Raw genomic sequence first — 15,309 nt, forward strand, 5'->3', positions numbered from 1 at the left:
ATGCCCAACCCACAACAAAAAATAACTCTTGTGGGATGGGCATCTTGCCCGTCCTAGTTATTTTTGCAAGAGGTCTCATGTAAAAAATATGAAGTAGAAGCAGAAGTAAAAGTAGTAGGTTGGGTTGAGGTTACGAACCCAACCTACATATTGGGGATTTCACTTAATTAAGAACCGCTGTAGCTATTTTCAACTAATAGCATCTTTGAGGACAGAAGTAGGATGCAATAAAAACAAAGCCGCCTTTTTTGCTGTATCTTCAGATAGCTGAATTTGTTTTAACTCAACAATACCTTCACTGATAAAAGTATCTCTCAAAGCAGCTTTTTCTCCGCTGTTAAAACTCGTTTCGTAAAACACTTCTCGAATTCCAGCCGCAATGACTAATTTCAAACAATAGATGCAAGGTTCTAAAGTGACGTAAATACTAGCCCCAGCAGTAGATATACCGTGTTTAGCAGCTTTGGCGATCGCATTTGCTTCCGCGTGAACCGCCCTTGAGGGCAAAGTTTTACTGGCATCGCAACTACTCAAACCAGGATAGCAGAAGCCTTGAGTAGTACAGTGTGCCGAACCAGACGGCGAACCGTTGTAACCCGTTGCTAAAACTTGCCTGTTTTTAGTTATCACCGCGCCTACAGGAAAAGCCAGACAAGTCGATCGAGTAGCAGCCAATTTTGCTAACATTAAGAAGTATTCGTCCCAAGTCGGTCTTTCTTCTTCTAGATTCATTTTCTATCCTGAATGTATTGGTTGCTGGTTTTCAGACACTCGGCCGCCTTTTGCAATTCTATTCCCAAATAACCAATATGATCGGGTTGGATGGCCGGGGAAGCCGCACAAATTTCTCGCACTAACTTGAGAGGGTTTTTTCCAGAATAACAGGTGACAACTTCGCCACTGCCGGGGGTGGTTTGCGTGACAACTATTTGATTGTCGGCTAGTTCAACTAAAAAATTGCCTGCTGCATCGAAAAAGTCTCGATCTTCGCAGATTTTAGCATATTGGGTTTGAATTAGTCGATCGGCATTTTCAAAGGTATCGTCATACAAGTGAGCCGATTGACTCAACGTTACCAACGGGCCCATTGTCAAATTATAATCGGAACGCCTCGCAATTTCATCTCGAATGTGCTGCTGCAAAGCCCGCAAACCCATTGCATTAGCCGGCCAAGCCGCAAACATATCGTTACTGCGGAGAGTTGCAGTTAGCGATATTTCATCATCTACAACTCGCACCCAAATGTGATTTAAACAAGGGCTGCCGCTGTGCTGGTGGTCTGAGGAACCGTCAGGCCTTCTGTTAACATTTCCGCCCGCATCCCACAAACTAATTACAGCACTTGCCGCGTCAATTTCTTTAATTAGTTTGGCAATAACTTCTTCAATTTGATCGCGTCCAAACCACGACCGCATCCGCTGTGCGTAGGTATATTTAATGCCTTCGTTATACGGGGCATCTTCCAGCATTTGCGGTTTGTACTGTTCGAGGAAATCGCGGTCGATTGGTAAGTAATTCGGTTCTGGAAAATAGAACTCCGCAGGTTCATCTGTAATCACGGCCATTAAGTCAATTAATTCTTGCCACTGTCCGTCATAACCAGTCGGCCGCAGCGTGCCAGTGGTCTTAATTCGGTGGATGATTTTTACCCAAGTTTCGGCGATAGTTTTGCCTTCGATTCTGTGTCCGTATTTCTGACCGGGGAGTACAGTCGGGACGATTTCGACTAGCGGAAAAGTTAAGGGTTCTCCCCAAGGTTCCACAGATTCTTTTTGGGCAAAAGACTTGACACAGGTCACTGTATCGGCTATATTTTGGGCTTCTTTCCATTCTATTGAATGACGCAATAGTTCTAAGGCTTCTGCTGCTATTTCAATATCAATGTAGCCAAATATTGAAGATTTAATTAGCCAGCAATCTCTACCTGTATCGCTTTTGCCTGCTTCAAAGCCGTTACGAAAAAAGTCGATTAGGCACGCTGCTGCACCGGAGTTGCGGTCTTCTTTAGTAGCGTTGAGAATTACTAAAAAGCGGACGTGGGGATTGCACAGCAAGTTTCTAATTAAGAAGTTGATGCCGCGAGTAGGAGAGTATAGTTGTCCGATGACAGCAAATTCATTGGGTTGTAATTTTTTGCCGATCGCACTTTTTACTGTCCAGCCACTGACAATGGCTGTTTGCCCCGTTCCGCAAATTAATTGATTTGGTTTGTATAGGGGTTTGTACTCAAATTTATTGACTAGATTTGTGGCTGTCATGGTTTACCGTTTTTTGCACCGCGTACTACTATATCAATACTGCTGAATCTTTGATAATTTTGTTTAAACAAATTCCTCAAGCCAACAATTCACTCACAGCTACGCTAAAACCTGCGGCTCTCCTGACTTTATGGTGTATAATGTAACAAACAATACATTTACTGTCATGGACTTTTATTTGGACTATATATTAGACTTGCCTGGAGTGAAGGTTGAAAGTTGTACTCAAATTGAGGGAAGAATCTTATTAGGACTGAGGATTTTAGGAGAAGGTATGGTTTGTCATCATTGTCAAAAGTATACCGAACAACTGCATCAGAATAGACCAATTTTAGTAAGAGATTTACCAGTATTTGGTCGTCCTGTGTATCTAAAAATTCCACGACGGCAGTTTTATTGTCCTAGTTGCCAACGGTATCCCACAGAAAGAATAGATTTTTTTGATATTAAAAGACGGCATACTCAACGATACGAAAAAAATATTTATGAGCGTGTAAAACAATCGAGCATGGAGCAAATCGGACGAGAAGAAGAACTGAGCTATCACGAAATAAAAGGAATATTTGAGCGAGTAAACCAGGCTCAAAAAAAAATAAATTGGGGAGAGGCTAAACGAATCTCTCTGGACGAGATAAGTATGCGGAAAGGTCAAGGAAATTTTGTGACTGTCGTTAGTGACCTGGGCGCAGGTAATTTAATTGAAATGATTGATTCTCACAAGAACGAAGAAATCATTGAAGTCCTTATGGAGCAAGCAATTGAGGTGCGAGAACAAGTTGAAGAAGTGAGTATTGATATGTGGGGAGGGTTCCCTAAAGTTATCAAAAAAGTATTTCCAAATGCCAAAATTGTTATCGATCGTTTTCACGTAATGAAAATAGTTAATAAAGACTTAAATAAATTACGTAGAGCAGCCGGAATAACAGATAGGCAAAGTAAATATTTATTGTTAAGTAATCGAGTAAATTTGAATCAAGAGCAGATTGATAAATTGGAATTAACACTAGGCAAATCAGAATGCTTGAGAATTGCGTATGAGATGAAAGAAGAATTTAGAGAAATATATGAAACTAATTTGACAGTCAAAAAAGGGCAGAATAAAATCAAAGAATGGCTAAATCATGCACAAGTGTTTTTCAGAGAATCTGCATCAACAATTGAAAATCATTTTGAGGGTATTTGCAACTACTTTCTTAATCGCACAACAAGTGGAGTCATGGAAGGAATCAACAATCGAATTAAGTTGATAATGCGGCAAGGATATGGTTTTTCTAATTTTAATAATTTCAGAAATCGCGTATTAGCTTGCTTTTCTGATTAGATAAAATTATCACCACAAGTTCAGGAGAGCCAAACCTGCAAGCACACTTTGAGTGTTAACAACTTCATCCGCATTAAACAACCGCCAGCGTTGCCCTGCATTGACAAATATTAATCTAGCTTCAGGAAACAACAACCAAACTTCTAAACATCCCGATTCCAAATATTCTTGAGCTTTGGCAAATAACTCTTCGCCGCTATCTTCCGGGGAAGCAACTTCTGCTATCAAAGGAAAACTTTGGGAAAATGCTGTAAAGTTGCCTGATTGTGGCAGCAGTTCAGGAGTAATGTAAGCAACATCGGGACGGCGACCCTGTTTGCTAGTGCGGCAAAGGACTTCTGTAAGAACTTCTCCTCCCTGTCCGCTGGAATGTTTGTAATTTCTCCAGGATGTAGATAATTTAGCTTGAGCGAGACCGTGCTTGAATGTCATTCCTGTTTTCTCAACTAAGTTGCCGTCAACCCATTCCATTCTATCAGGAGGCTTGACTAAAAACTTTTCGAGAGATATGACTTTTTCTGGCTGAGATTCTGGGTAAATTTCGGGTGTATTTTCTGATTTTGAATGGGAGTCTTGCTCTGAGTTATTGTCGGCATTTTTGGGTATAATTATAGTAGCTGTCATGCTAGCAACCTCTCTTTAATGATTATAATTGTACAAGCGATCGCTGTCGATCGCATCTTTATGATCTTATGGAACTTCGTAGAGTTTGTCTTTTCAACTGAGCCAGACAATTTATATATCATAGCAATTCACAAAGGTGACTTTCATGATTCTCTCAAACCGTTTTTCTGAAGCCCTCACCTATGCTGCCGAATTGCACGCTACCCAAGTTCGCAAAGGTTCTGGCGTTCCCTACATTGCCCATTTGTTGGGCACTGCTAGTATAGCTTTAGAATATGGGGCAAATGAAGATGAGGCGATCGCAGCTTTGCTTCACGATGCGATCGAAGATCAAGGCGGCGCCACCACCCGCGAAGCCATCCGCCACCGCTTTGGTGATACCGTCACAGCGATTGTAGACGGCTGTACCGACAGTGAGGAGACGCCGAAACCCCCTTGGAGACGGCGAAAACAAGCTTATATCGATCGCATTTCTACAGCTTCTGGCTCAGTCAGATTAGTCTCGGCTGCTGATAAACTTTATAATGTTCGATCGATCCTGAAAGATTACCGTCAATTAGGAGATACTGTTTGGGAACGCTTCAAAGGTGGCAAAGACGGTTCTCTCTGGTATTATCGTTCTGTGGTAGAGGCATTCCGCAAAGCTGAGTTAACGCCTATAGTTGAAGAATTACATCGCACAGTTTTAGAATTGGAACAGTTTTCTGAAGGCTGAAGACTGAAGGTAAAAATCACTAATTATCAATTACCAATTACAGTCACAAAATGGCAAATGTTCGCTTAGAAAATATTACCAGACGCTACCAAAACGTCACCGCGATCGAAAACATCAGCTTCAAAATCCCGGACGGGGAATTTTGGGTATTAGTCGGGCCATCCGGCTGCGGGAAATCCACAATTATGCGGACAATTGCAGGTTTAGAAACCGCAACTTCCGGCAATCTTTACATCGGAGATAATTTAGTTAACAACATTCCTGCTAGACAGCGGGATGTAGCAATGGTGTTTCAAAATTACGCACTTTATCCGCACATGACTGTCGCAGAAAACTTGGCTTTTGGATTGCGGATGCGGAATGTTGACGCGACTAAAATTCAAGAACAAGTCGAAACAGTAGCCCGATCGCTCTCGATCGACCATCTCCTCAAGCGTAAGCCCAAACAGCTATCAGGCGGACAGCAGCAGCGCGTAGCACTCGGAAGGGCGATCGCCCGCGAACCGAAAGTATTTCTTTTAGATGAACCGCTTTCTAACCTCGATGCTCAACTACGAGATGACACTAGAGCAGAACTCAAACAACTGCATCAACGGCTGGGAATTACCACAATTTACGTCACCCATGACCAAGTGGAAGCGATGACTTTAGCTGATAAGATTGTAGTCTTAAATGGGGGAAAAATTCAACAAATTGGAGACCCGCAAAGCATTTATGCCAAACCAGCTAACCGCATGGTTGCCACATTTTTAGGCAATCCGGCCATGAACATTTTGCCTGTAATATATACTAACGAATCCTTTCAAGTGGGAAATCAACATTTAGCCTGTCCGCCCTCGATTCAGAAAAAATTGCAGGCGAGAGAAGGACAAGGATTTGATTTGGGCATCCGTCCAGAAAATATAGAAATCTTTACGCCACAAACAGCAGAGGATGATGATTTGAAAACCGATGTGTGGGCATTAGGAAAAGTCCCCCTCGATGTAGAGGTAAAAGTAGTGGAACCTCTGGGGCGAGAAACTTTAATTCGGGCGAGTTTGCCGTTGTTGAGTGCTGAAACTACTGTACAGTTACAAATACCTGCGAATGTTCGCTTGCGATCGGGCGATCGGCTGAAGGTACAGCTTGACTTCGATCGACTATTTATATTTGACCCTTCCACCGGTGAAGCGCTGTATCCTTAACGGGCTTGAACATGACTTACGCACGGGTAATCAGCCACCGGGGTTTTTTTAGTCGCCGTGCCTAAGTCCTCTTCAATCTAAAATCTAAAATCTAAAATCTAAAATAGACTGAGCCTTCCAGTGGGAAAGTCTCGATTCGTAGTTACAAAAATTTACACTTGACATTTATTAATTTACGCAGTAATGATACGATTAGTATTGGCACAACGGTAAAACCTCCCCCCAAAAGTTGATATTTCCTGAATCGGGGCGATCGCGACCCACAACGCCAGCATCTTCGCGCTAAAAAGCGGCTTTGCGCTCCGACTTGGGAGCAACTAGCGAACCAAAAACTCAGAAAAACGTTCTAGCGGCATTTTTAGATGAATCCCGACAACCTGCCTCAAATGCTGCAAACAGGATTTCACCTAACTTTAGGTGCAACTTCCTTTTTAATTGAGACATTGCAAGATCCCTTGAAGCGAGAAGAAAATCTGGACAAACTGAAGTCAGATTTTGGTCAGCTAGCCGATGATCTGCTGGAAAAAGGAGAAATGACTGAGCGAGAAGCCCGGAATTTTGTAGATACTATTTTCTCTCAACCGGGCGATCGGGAGAATGCAGACAGTGAATCTGTCTCGCCCAAGCAATCAGATGCAGCGACTGATGCTCCTCCCGAGTCGGTTGTACAGCCTAACGTAAAGCTAGAGATTCAAGAATTAACTGCACAGATGGCAGCGCTAAGGGCCGAGTTGGAAAATTTGCGCGCCGAAAATTCCCAGTATTAAAGAATCAAGAGTCTTTAACACAGCCGGAGTTTACTTGCCAACTTAATTTAACAGAACCAAACTTTAGTCATTGTCCCATTTTTCAGAACCGATCAGGTCGGCGATGCGATCGCGCAGCAAGAAGTCGCATTTTTCTAATTCGCACTCTACACAAGCCCATTCCCGAGGCGGAATGAATTGGCAAAGCGTGTAGATAGGCTGTTGGCGGCTCAGCACACCCTCGTGGACAAGGTGACGCGCTTCATCTTGGATCACATCTAAAGAGTATTGGATTTGGGGAATAGTGGAGTGAATCATAATGCGCCCTCAATGTTTTACTAAAAAAATTTATGGCCCTGGTAATAATATAGTCCAAACTTACGAATATGGAAGTTAAATTTTGTCCGTATACAGCTATACAATTCACTGCCGTCCATTTAAAAAAATTATAGGAATGATCGGTAAGTGATGGGATCAGTCTTGGGATTTTCAGACGCAGCACATTTTCCTCAGTAGCAAGCGGATCTGCTGGAAAGCTCTATTGAGAACTTAGGAACCCGCCTCCAATTCCCGGTTTCTGGATACTTCGCCACCAAAGGCAGAATTTCTCGCGAGAAACCGGGTTGATAAATTTAACTCCTAACGCAGCAAGCAGCAAAGGAAAGATTCAGAAGTCGCGCAACTCAATCATTACCAGTGGCGTCAATGCCGAATAGCACTTCTAGAACGAGAGATTGCGCTGTCGGCATCTGGCCAAAACAAAATACATAAGGAAGACTCGGAGGCAAGTGTGGCAAAAATTGCTCTAAAACGTAGGGACTGCCGTAAATTAACACAGCTTGCAGTTCTCCCGTTTTTAATAATTTCTTAAACCAATCTTGAGCTGCTTGGGTCAAACCAGCACTGCCTCGGAAGCAATTGCCGCGAATGAAAATTTGCAGCAGTGTCGGAGAAAAATGCTCTGCACCTGTATTTTCAGCGATCGCCCCTGTGCGATCGTCAATCAGTTGCAATTCGTAACCAAACTGTTCGGGAATGGCGATCGCCGGAGTGTGGTTGCCCAAAAACTCGCACCCCAAAACATCATCTACAACAATCAAATTCCGCAAAAGCTGGTTTTCTGCTGGTTTTGCAACCTGCAAAGGTAGATTGCCGCCAAATTTCAAAGAATCTCGCAAAATATCGGCAGCAGTTGCCCTGGCATCAGGAGTTGCCAGCAAACTTAAGTCGATCGACTCGATCGATTCTAAATTCTTGCTCCCCCCCTTAGCAAGGGGGGGTTGGGGGGGGTCAGAAATCGATTCTAGATTCTTGCTCCCCCCCTTAGCAAGGGGGGGTTGGGGGGGGTCAGAAATCAACATACCCACCTTTATTTTCGCTTTCCAAATCCGCTTGACAGATTCTTTTATTTGTGCTATAGAAATCCGCCCTTGAGTGACAGCTTCGCAGACAGCCAGAATCGCCCCTTCCGGGTCAAGCGGCATCAGCAAAACATCAGCACCAGCCTCAGCAGCCAAAACAGCAGCTTCATTAGCGCCGTACTTATTGGCGATCGCACCCATCACCAAAGCATCCGTCACAATCAAACCTTCAAATCCCAACTCTTCTCGCAGCTTCCCGATCAAAATTTTGCGAGAAAGAGTAGCAGGAAACTCCGCATCCCAAGCCGGAATCAGCAAGTGAGCACTCATCACAGCATCTACCCCAGCAGCGATCGCCTCAACAAAAGAAGGCAACTCAACCTGGGCTAATCTCGCTGGCGAATGTGGCAAAACCGGCAATTCCAAGTGAGAATCAACCGCCGTGTCCCCGTGGCCGGGAAAATGCTTAGCTGTAGTCAAAACCGGGTGCTCACCTGCGCCGCGGATAAAAGCAGTGGCTAATTTCCCGACAATTTCCGGTGTCTCGCCAAAAGCGCGGACGTTAATCACAGGATTGTCGGGATTGTTGTTAACATCAACCACTGGTGCGAGAATCCAATTTAGACCGATCGCCCTAGCTTCGATCGCAGTGACAGCGCCCATTTGTTCAGCATATCGATCGGCTTTACCTGCATCCTGTCGCGCCACCTCGGCAATCGCCATCGGCGGCCCGAACCAAGTCGCCCCCGCGAACCGCTGGCCGACACCTTCTTCAATATCAGCCGCCAGCAGCAGCGGAAACTTGGCCCAAGACTGCAATTGGTGCGATCGAACTGCCAACTCCGCAGCACTTCCCCCGACCAAAATCACCCCACCGACGCCCAAATTTTCCAGATAATAGCGGAGTTTGCTGGCAGTTGGTTCCCATTCCCGATAGCGAATTTGGTGGTCGAACAAGCAGCCAGAAGCGCGCACCACGAACATCTGGGCCACCAGTTCTGGTAAGGAAAGATTGTCAATCATTCGATTTTAGATTTTAGATTTTAGATTTTAGATTTTAGATTTTAGATTTTAGATTTGGGAATCGGGAATCGGGAATCGGGAATCGGGAATCGGGCATTGGGAATTTTCCCTATCTCCTTCTCTTCCCCTCTTCCTTCTTCCCTCTTCCTTCTTCCTTCTCGCTTCAATCGGGACTTTCATCCTCAGCGAATTCTTCATCGGGATCTAAAGTATCCGGTTTGCGATCGGCAGAAAGCTGATTCAGCAGTATCAACATTTTATCGCCCCGTTCCAAAGAACGGTCTTCTAGAAATATCACTTCCGGTGTCCGGCGCAGTTGCACCCGTTGACCCAACTGGTTGCGGACGTAGCTAGTAGCAGATTTCAAACCCTCCATAGTCTCTGCCTTTGCCTCATCAGTACCGTAGATGCTGACAAAAATTTTTGTATGCTGAAGGTCTCCCGAAACAATTACGTCGGTAACGCTAACCATACCAGCACCTACACGGTCGTCCTTGATTCCATTCAGCAACATCAGGCTGACTTCCCGTTTAATCAGTGAAGCTACACGCTCAATGCGACGATTTGTAGCCATAGAAACTATCCCCTACTTTCCTAATCAGCCGTTTTTATCCCGATCCATAATTGTAGCGCGATCGGTCAGGGGTTTTACGGGCGATCAGGGGAAAAAATGAGAATCAGCACGACACGGATGCACACGAATACAAGGAGGATAGTCAAGTTAGCCAATTGTGCAAACAGTCAGATGACTCAAGTCATCCGTGTATCCGTGTTCATCCGTGTTATGCTCTACTTTTTGCCGGCGAGGGGACTGAAACAAAGTAAACCAAGTTTAACTAAACTATACATTTTAAAACATCTAATATGAATATTCCTAAGTCAATTGTTCGCATTTTTCTAATTCTCCCCAACGGTCAGATTGTGGCACAACTGCGAGATAATATTGTAGGTATTGCAAGTCAAGGGATGCTTTCTACTTTTGGTGGTGGCGTGGACGTTGGAGAAAGTCCAAAGCAGGCAGCGGTGCGAGAACTGGAGGAAGAAACTTGCCTCGAAACCAATTACACAATAGAATTTATCACAACTTTTCTACACCAAAAAACCCAAAATAATCAAAAAGTTATACAGGAAAATCACTTATTTTTGGCTAGGATTAGGAATTTTGAGCAAATAGAAATCAAAGAAGGTGTGGGTTTTGTAGTTTTGAGAAAAGATGTAGATTTTGGGAAAGTCAACGCAGGCGAGGGTACTCAAATGGCTTGGAAATTCTTGCAGGAATATTTAAAATAAAAAGTCATACACAATATTTTTCTTGTGCTGGGACTGAAACATGGAGCAACCCTGCGTTATTATTAGAGCTAGAAGCCATTATTCTGAGAGCAACTGAGCCGCCCTAAAACGTTCCAATCCCACCGGAAAACTAGACTCATGCGATCGACAACTCTGGAACAACTATCTGCTGCCGATGCCGAAGCCATCCTAAAATACCTTCCAGAACGAATTCGTGCCGCCCTCATCGCCCATGCTGCGGAAATTGAATATCCGATCGAAATTGTTGTGGAAATGGCAATTGCTAATTTCCTCGATAGCGAAGCACTTGGTTTTGCCGATTGCAAACCGGGGCGAGGCAAGTAAAGAATCTGAACTTGAAATCAGAGAATCATGAATCAAACAATCGCCACGCAACACCTTTCTCCAGAAGCTATTCATCAGTTGGTCGATTATTTGCCTGACTATATAAAAGCTGCCCTCTTGTCCAAGTCCGCTGAACTTGAATGTTCTCTCGAAGCCGCGATTGAAATGGCAATCTCCAGCTTTTTAGACGAAGAATCCTTTAGCTTTGAGGATTGTTTGTTGGCTAAACGCATGAAAGATACTGTCTGAAATTTCATCGCTCTCGATCGCACTCCCAGTTACGATTAGATTAGGCCGCCAAAAGGAATAAAACTCATGGAAAAAGAATTTACAATCGGTCAAAAAGTCCGAGTTGTGGCGATGCCGCCTTACGTCAAAACTGCCGAACCGATGCCGATGCTGCGGCCTGCGAATTTAATTGCGATCGGCGCTGAAGGCGTTGTGATCGATCGGCGTCCCGGCAATTATTGGGGCATTCGCTTTGAAAAAGGTGCTTTTCTGTTAGACAGTCAGTACATTGAAGCAGCGGAAACTCTTGTAGAAGGTAATGGGTAATGGAGAATGGGGAGTGGGGAATGGGGAAGTGATATCAAATCCGGGTTACTCATCCCCTTTATCCTATGGTATGGTGCGTCGCTCGATCGCTTTTTGGGCAGCAAGAATTGTTCGTGGCGACGCACCCTACTTTTACTAAACATCAAGGGGGTACGATACCCGGATTTGGTATGATATCACAACTTAAAATCTCCCTTGTCCTTCTCCCTTTTCCTTCTTCCCTCAACATCCATCTGTTAAATCCGTTAGACAATCGATTGCCCAACATCCTTCTTCAACAAGCCAGCTTAGCCTCAAAAGCCAAAGAATTAACAGGAAACTCCCCCAAAACTTCCTCTAAAATCGGAGATGTGAAGTTACAAGGTTGAGGCTTGCCCAAATGATAACCTTGAGCGTAATCTACCCCAAGTTCATTGAGTTTATCCATAATTGTTTGATTTTCAACATACTCGGCAATAGTTTTAATTCCCATAACGTGAGCGATTTTGGTAATAGCTTCCACCATGGCGACATCAATAGGATTGTCTACAATATGCTTAATAAAATTGCCGTCTATTTTGAGATAATCAACCGGCAAGCTTTTCAGGTAAGCAAAGGAAGACATCCCGCTGCCGAAGTCGTCCAAGGCAAACTGGCAGCCTAGTTCCTTAAGTTGCCAAATCAAGCTGGCTGCCTTGCTGAGATTACCGATCGCCACGGTTTCGGTAATCTCAAAACAAATTATTTGCGGCGGTATTTGATGGATAGAAAACTGTTCCTGAATAAACTCGATAAACTTTTCTTCGTTGAGGCTGTCCCCAGAAAGGTTAATTGAATAAAGGTTAGGATATTTGCCAAATGACGATTGCAGATCAGACAAAAGAGAGCAAGCAGGGAAGGTAACTATTTTATCGCTGCCTACCCCGGGGTTTTGAACTAATAAATTTGCCGTGAAAATTTTAGATAAATTGCTAAATAACGTGCTAATTACCCAGCGGTCGATCGCGTGCATCAAGTTGTAGCGTTCTGCAGCCGGAATAAACGCCATCGGCGACACCAACTCACCAGTTTCCAACTGGAGGCGCAGGAGGATTTCGCAGTGGGTTCCGGTGGTTGGAGAATTGAGCAAAGGTACGATCGGCTGAGAGTACAAGCAAAAGCGATTCTCTTCTAAAGCTTGATGAATTTGCACCACCCACTCGGTTTCGCCGTGCTGTTTGATTAATTCTTGATCGCCGGCTTGATAAACCTGTACCCGGTTGCGACCTTTATTTTTAGCAGCGTAGCAGGCCATATCGGCGGCGCTCAAAATCGCAGATGTCGAGGCTGTTTTGGGATTGATTGCTACCAAACCGATACTGACGCCGATCGAAAAAGTTTTGTCCTGCCACGCAAAGCGGAAGCCCTGAATGCTTCGCAGCAGCGTTTCCGCAACATTCAATCCTCGTTCGACGGGACGATTGTACAGGAGTACGGCAAATTCATCGCCGCCGAGACGCGCCAAAATATCGGTTTTGTGGATATTGCTTTTAAATAGCTGGCTGACTTGGCGCAGCAGTTCGTCCCCAGCAGCATGACCGCAGGTGTCGTTAACTATTTTGAAGCGATCGAGATCCAGGTAAAGCATCACGTGTTCTTGGCCGTAACCTTGAGCGCCGTGTAGGGCGTGCTCTAGCTGGTACTCAAATTCCCGGCGGTTGACTAATTGCGTCAGGGGGTCATGAGTTGCCTGCCAGGTGAGTTGCCGCGCTTGAGTTCGCACTTGGGTGACATCTCGGAACACAACAACGGCCCCGACAATTTCGCCGCTGCTAGCGTGGATGGGGGCGACGCAGTGGTCGATCGCAAATTCGGTGTTGTTGTGGGCAATCAGCAAATTGTTGCGCCCTTGGTCAACAATCCGACCTTCGCACAAAGCGATTTCGGCGATATTTTCGATCGGCAGCCTGGTAGTTTCGTCAACTATTCTCAGCACGCTGGCGAGGGGCAAACCCTTAGCTTCCGAGGTACACCAACCCGTGAGTGTTTCGGCAACTGGATTCAGGGTGGAAATACAGCCGTCGGCGTCAGTAGTGATGACGGCATCGCCGATCGATTGTAGAGTAACAAACGCGAGTTCTTTTTCTTCAAAAAATGCTTGTTCCATGCGCTTGCGATCGGTAATATCTCGCTGCACCGACACCCAGTTGGTAACGTTCCCGGAGGTATCGGCAATGGGTACACTGTTGAGTTCCACCCAATAAGTTGAACCGTCTTTGCGGTAGTTAATCAATTCTAGGCGTAGGGGTTCTCGGCGAGAGAAAGCACGGCGAATTTTAGCGACTTGGGTGGGGTCGCTTTCTGGGCCGCGCAAGCAACTGGGGGTTTGTCCGATGATTTCTTGGGGTAGGTAGCCCGTCATTTGGGTAAAAGCTTCGTTGGCATAGATGATGGTGGGGTCGGAGATATCGCTGTCTCCGGCATCCATAATCACGATTGCGTCGTTAGCGTTCACTACAGCAGATTCTAAAAGGTGGAGTCTGGCCTCGGCCCTAACGCGGATAGCAATTTCGCTTTCTAGTCTGGCGTTAGTCAAGCTGAGGGATGCGATCGCTTTTTCCAATTCCCTAGTTCTTTCTGCCACTGAATCGTGCAGAACATCGATCGCCCCGGACATTTCCATCGGGTCAAGTACGCGCAGTATGTTGGTTTGAGTAACTATTCCCTGGAGTTCTCCGCGTTCTCCCGTTACTACCAACCTGCGGACTAAACGCTGGTGCATTTCCTGATGAGCTACCCACAGCGAATCTTCTTGCTTGAGGCTAAATAAGGGGGTACTCATCACAGTTTGGGCGATCGTTTGCGACAAATCTATATCTAAAGCTTGAAATTCGACAATATCCCGTTCTGTGACTATACCTACTGGAATGGGGAACGGTAAATCCATCGATAATTCTGTTGATTCGGTAATTACTACGCAGCTAACGCGGTGCTGCGCCATCAACTCAGCTAAACTCCTAACTGACGCGGAGCGAGGTGCTTGAATGACTTGTGCGGTCATTACTTCTTTCACGCGCCGCATTTTTAAGATATTTGCCGGTTTGAGCATGGCTTGGCGGATGCTTTCCGGCGTAATTACTCCTAAGAGTTGACCTTCACTATCCAATATTGGCAGATGCTTAATTCTTCGTTGCCCCAGCAGAATTAGGGCGCTGAAAATGTCTTGAGTCTCGGATTTTGTCAGAGTTGCTGTCGGCTGCCTCATCACTTGTGCGATGGTGACACCTTTTAAGTTTTTGCCTGAGGCAATCAAATCGACAAGATCCCTTTCTGTGAAGATTCCTTGCAATTGAGAATGTGGAGCACAAGGCGAGGATAATTTTAAGAGTGATTTTTCCACGACAAAGACGCAGACACCTGTCGCGTCTCTGAATGCACTCTTAGTGGGCGGATTTACGATTTCTGTTAGTGGCTGATAGATATCGGTTGGAATGACTGCGTTTAGAGAGCAACTTGGGCGCCGTTGGCCCATCAGGGTAATTACTTCTGCTAGTGGGGTATCGGGCGCCACTGTCAAGGGGTAGCGGTCTATTACTTGAGCTAAGGTTGGCAGATACTTGGATGAATCGTTTTTGAGCATATTTAATTGAGTTTTGCGATCGCGTGGACTCTGCGACATTCCAAAAAAGTGCTGATTTCCAAGCACTAGGTGGATTTTTACGGCGCTGGTGAGACCTAATTAAAATTTATTGTTAAAAATGCAGCAGAGCTTGGGCTGGGGATCGGGCCAGTGACTGCTTTTCTTCTACCTATAAAGTTAGAAGCTTATCTTTATTTTAAGTTAAATTTTCTATCCCGTGACACATTTATTAAAAATAATGTATTTGTTGTGAACTTTTTGCGATAAGATTACCGGCTAAAATCATCCA

General features: G+C 44.9%; 17 protein-coding genes. 10 read left to right on the plus strand and 7 right to left on the minus strand.

The window, feature by feature from the left end:
- Positions 1 to 189 precede the first annotated feature (189 nt).
- Together QUB26_RS11035 and QUB26_RS11040 are read right to left on the minus strand one after the other, a co-directional pair.
- The gene (locus tag QUB26_RS11035; protein WP_333239158.1) at positions 190 to 732 is read right to left on the minus strand and encodes a dCMP deaminase family protein; all 543 of its coding nucleotides are present in this window, start codon (positions 730 to 732) and stop codon (positions 190 to 192) included.
- Positions 729 to 2,258, minus strand: a complete 1,530-nt coding sequence (locus QUB26_RS11040; RefSeq protein WP_333317948.1) for a thymidylate synthase — start codon at positions 2,256 to 2,258, stop codon at positions 729 to 731. The genes QUB26_RS11035 and QUB26_RS11040 overlap by 4 nt, the downstream gene beginning before the upstream one ends.
- Before the next feature lie 166 nt (positions 2,259 to 2,424).
- Between QUB26_RS11040 and QUB26_RS11045 the strand changes: the two genes are divergently transcribed.
- Entirely contained in the window at positions 2,425 to 3,579 is a 1,155-nt protein-coding gene (locus QUB26_RS11045; protein WP_333317950.1) for an ISL3 family transposase, read from the plus strand.
- A 9-nt stretch (positions 3,580 to 3,588) separates the two neighbouring features.
- Here QUB26_RS11045 and QUB26_RS11050 read toward each other — a convergent pair whose 3' ends face one another.
- Positions 3,589 to 4,203, minus strand: a complete 615-nt coding sequence (locus tag QUB26_RS11050; RefSeq protein ID WP_333317952.1) for a Uma2 family endonuclease — start codon at positions 4,201 to 4,203, stop codon at positions 3,589 to 3,591.
- Between the two features lie 18 nt (positions 4,204 to 4,221).
- On the opposite strand from QUB26_RS11050, the gene QUB26_RS11055 reads away from it, so the two are divergent.
- From QUB26_RS11055 to QUB26_RS11070, 4 genes are all read left to right on the plus strand, one after another.
- The gene (locus QUB26_RS11055) at positions 4,222 to 4,374 is read left to right on the plus strand and encodes a hypothetical protein (protein ID WP_333317954.1); all 153 of its coding nucleotides are present in this window, start codon (positions 4,222 to 4,224) and stop codon (positions 4,372 to 4,374) included.
- Positions 4,349 to 4,918 (plus strand): HD domain-containing protein, encoded by a 570-nt coding sequence (locus QUB26_RS11060; protein ID WP_333317956.1) that lies wholly within the window; start codon positions 4,349 to 4,351, stop codon positions 4,916 to 4,918. The genes QUB26_RS11055 and QUB26_RS11060 overlap by 26 nt, the downstream gene beginning before the upstream one ends.
- Positions 4,919 to 4,968: 50 nt before the next feature.
- A complete protein-coding gene (locus tag QUB26_RS11065) occupies positions 4,969 to 6,102 on the plus strand; it encodes an ABC transporter ATP-binding protein (protein WP_333317958.1) in 1,134 nt (377 codons plus the stop codon).
- Between the two features lie 362 nt (positions 6,103 to 6,464).
- Positions 6,465 to 6,869 carry a hypothetical protein gene (locus QUB26_RS11070; RefSeq protein WP_333101815.1) on the plus strand — a complete coding sequence of 135 codons (405 nt, stop codon included), beginning with the start codon at positions 6,465 to 6,467 and terminating at the stop codon, positions 6,867 to 6,869.
- A 63-nt stretch (positions 6,870 to 6,932) separates the two neighbouring features.
- Here the strand turns inward: QUB26_RS11070 and QUB26_RS11075 are convergent, their stop codons facing one another.
- The 3 genes from QUB26_RS11075 to rbfA form a co-directional block, all read right to left on the minus strand.
- Positions 6,933 to 7,166: a DUF4327 family protein gene (locus QUB26_RS11075; protein WP_333057778.1), complete on the minus strand. Its 234-nt coding sequence runs from the start codon at positions 7,164 to 7,166 to the stop codon at positions 6,933 to 6,935.
- 365 nt (positions 7,167 to 7,531) lie between these two features.
- Positions 7,532 to 9,232: a glycoside hydrolase family 3 N-terminal domain-containing protein gene (locus QUB26_RS11080; RefSeq protein ID WP_333239150.1), complete on the minus strand. Its 1,701-nt coding sequence runs from the start codon at positions 9,230 to 9,232 to the stop codon at positions 7,532 to 7,534.
- Positions 9,233 to 9,395: 163 nt separating this feature from the next.
- The gene (gene rbfA, locus QUB26_RS11085) at positions 9,396 to 9,806 is read right to left on the minus strand and encodes a 30S ribosome-binding factor RbfA (RefSeq protein ID WP_333239148.1); all 411 of its coding nucleotides are present in this window, start codon (positions 9,804 to 9,806) and stop codon (positions 9,396 to 9,398) included.
- Between the two features lie 290 nt (positions 9,807 to 10,096).
- On the opposite strand from rbfA, the gene QUB26_RS11090 reads away from it, so the two are divergent.
- The 5 genes from QUB26_RS11090 (at position 10,097) to QUB26_RS11110 (ending at position 11,561) form a co-directional block, all read left to right on the plus strand.
- Positions 10,097 to 10,522 carry an NUDIX domain-containing protein gene (locus QUB26_RS11090; protein ID WP_333239146.1) on the plus strand — a complete coding sequence of 142 codons (426 nt, stop codon included), beginning with the start codon at positions 10,097 to 10,099 and terminating at the stop codon, positions 10,520 to 10,522.
- A gap of 138 nt (positions 10,523 to 10,660) precedes the next feature.
- Positions 10,661 to 10,867 carry a hypothetical protein gene (locus QUB26_RS11095; RefSeq protein ID WP_333239144.1) on the plus strand — a complete coding sequence of 69 codons (207 nt, stop codon included), beginning with the start codon at positions 10,661 to 10,663 and terminating at the stop codon, positions 10,865 to 10,867.
- A 27-nt stretch (positions 10,868 to 10,894) separates the two neighbouring features.
- Positions 10,895 to 11,116, plus strand: coding sequence for a hypothetical protein (locus QUB26_RS11100; protein WP_242719660.1), 222 nt, complete (start codon positions 10,895 to 10,897; stop codon positions 11,114 to 11,116).
- Positions 11,117 to 11,182: 66 nt separating this feature from the next.
- Positions 11,183 to 11,422 carry a regulatory protein SipA gene (gene sipA / locus QUB26_RS11105; RefSeq protein WP_333239142.1) on the plus strand — a complete coding sequence of 80 codons (240 nt, stop codon included), beginning with the start codon at positions 11,183 to 11,185 and terminating at the stop codon, positions 11,420 to 11,422.
- On the plus strand, positions 11,415 to 11,561 hold the full coding sequence (locus QUB26_RS11110; RefSeq protein WP_333239140.1) for a hypothetical protein: 147 nt from the start codon (positions 11,415 to 11,417) through the stop codon (positions 11,559 to 11,561). Before sipA ends, QUB26_RS11110 begins: the two co-directional genes overlap by 8 nt.
- A 135-nt stretch (positions 11,562 to 11,696) precedes the next feature.
- Here QUB26_RS11110 and QUB26_RS11115 read toward each other — a convergent pair whose 3' ends face one another.
- Entirely contained in the window at positions 11,697 to 15,059 is a 3,363-nt protein-coding gene (locus QUB26_RS11115) for an EAL domain-containing protein (RefSeq protein ID WP_333317960.1), read from the minus strand.
- Positions 15,060 to 15,309 lie beyond the last annotated feature (250 nt).

It is taken from the genome of Microcoleus sp. B4-C1 (assembly GCF_036705285.1).
Lineage (GTDB): Bacteria > Cyanobacteriota > Cyanobacteriia > Cyanobacteriales > Microcoleaceae > Microcoleus.

What these genes read in the sequence shown, in the direction of transcription:
- QUB26_RS11040 (WP_333317948.1), bottom strand. Translation starts at nt 2,258, where the DNA reads ATGACAGCCACAAATCTAGTCAATAAATTTGAGTACAAACCCCTATAC.
- rbfA (WP_333239148.1), bottom strand. Translation starts at nt 9,806, where the DNA reads ATGGCTACAAATCGTCGCATTGAGCGTGTAGCTTCACTGATTAAACGG.
- QUB26_RS11090 (WP_333239146.1), top strand. Translation starts at nt 10,097, where the DNA reads ATGAATATTCCTAAGTCAATTGTTCGCATTTTTCTAATTCTCCCCAAC.
- QUB26_RS11070 (WP_333101815.1), top strand. Translation starts at nt 6,465, where the DNA reads ATGAATCCCGACAACCTGCCTCAAATGCTGCAAACAGGATTTCACCTA.
- QUB26_RS11100 (WP_242719660.1), top strand. Translation starts at nt 10,895, where the DNA reads ATGAATCAAACAATCGCCACGCAACACCTTTCTCCAGAAGCTATTCAT.
- QUB26_RS11065 (WP_333317958.1), top strand. Translation starts at nt 4,969, where the DNA reads ATGGCAAATGTTCGCTTAGAAAATATTACCAGACGCTACCAAAACGTC.
- QUB26_RS11035 (WP_333239158.1), bottom strand. Translation starts at nt 732, where the DNA reads ATGAATCTAGAAGAAGAAAGACCGACTTGGGACGAATACTTCTTAATG.
- QUB26_RS11075 (WP_333057778.1), bottom strand. Translation starts at nt 7,166, where the DNA reads ATGATTCACTCCACTATTCCCCAAATCCAATACTCTTTAGATGTGATC.
- QUB26_RS11050 (WP_333317952.1), bottom strand. Translation starts at nt 4,203, where the DNA reads ATGACAGCTACTATAATTATACCCAAAAATGCCGACAATAACTCAGAG.
- QUB26_RS11060 (WP_333317956.1), top strand. Translation starts at nt 4,349, where the DNA reads ATGATTCTCTCAAACCGTTTTTCTGAAGCCCTCACCTATGCTGCCGAA.
- QUB26_RS11115 (WP_333317960.1), bottom strand. Translation starts at nt 15,059, where the DNA reads ATGTCGCAGAGTCCACGCGATCGCAAAACTCAATTAAATATGCTCAAA.
- QUB26_RS11045 (WP_333317950.1), top strand. Translation starts at nt 2,425, where the DNA reads ATGGACTTTTATTTGGACTATATATTAGACTTGCCTGGAGTGAAGGTT.
- QUB26_RS11095 (WP_333239144.1), top strand. Translation starts at nt 10,661, where the DNA reads ATGCGATCGACAACTCTGGAACAACTATCTGCTGCCGATGCCGAAGCC.
- QUB26_RS11080 (WP_333239150.1), bottom strand. Translation starts at nt 9,232, where the DNA reads ATGATTGACAATCTTTCCTTACCAGAACTGGTGGCCCAGATGTTCGTG.
- sipA (WP_333239142.1), top strand. Translation starts at nt 11,183, where the DNA reads ATGGAAAAAGAATTTACAATCGGTCAAAAAGTCCGAGTTGTGGCGATG.
- QUB26_RS11055 (WP_333317954.1), top strand. Translation starts at nt 4,222, where the DNA reads ATGATTATAATTGTACAAGCGATCGCTGTCGATCGCATCTTTATGATC.
- QUB26_RS11110 (WP_333239140.1), top strand. Translation starts at nt 11,415, where the DNA reads ATGGGTAATGGAGAATGGGGAGTGGGGAATGGGGAAGTGATATCAAAT.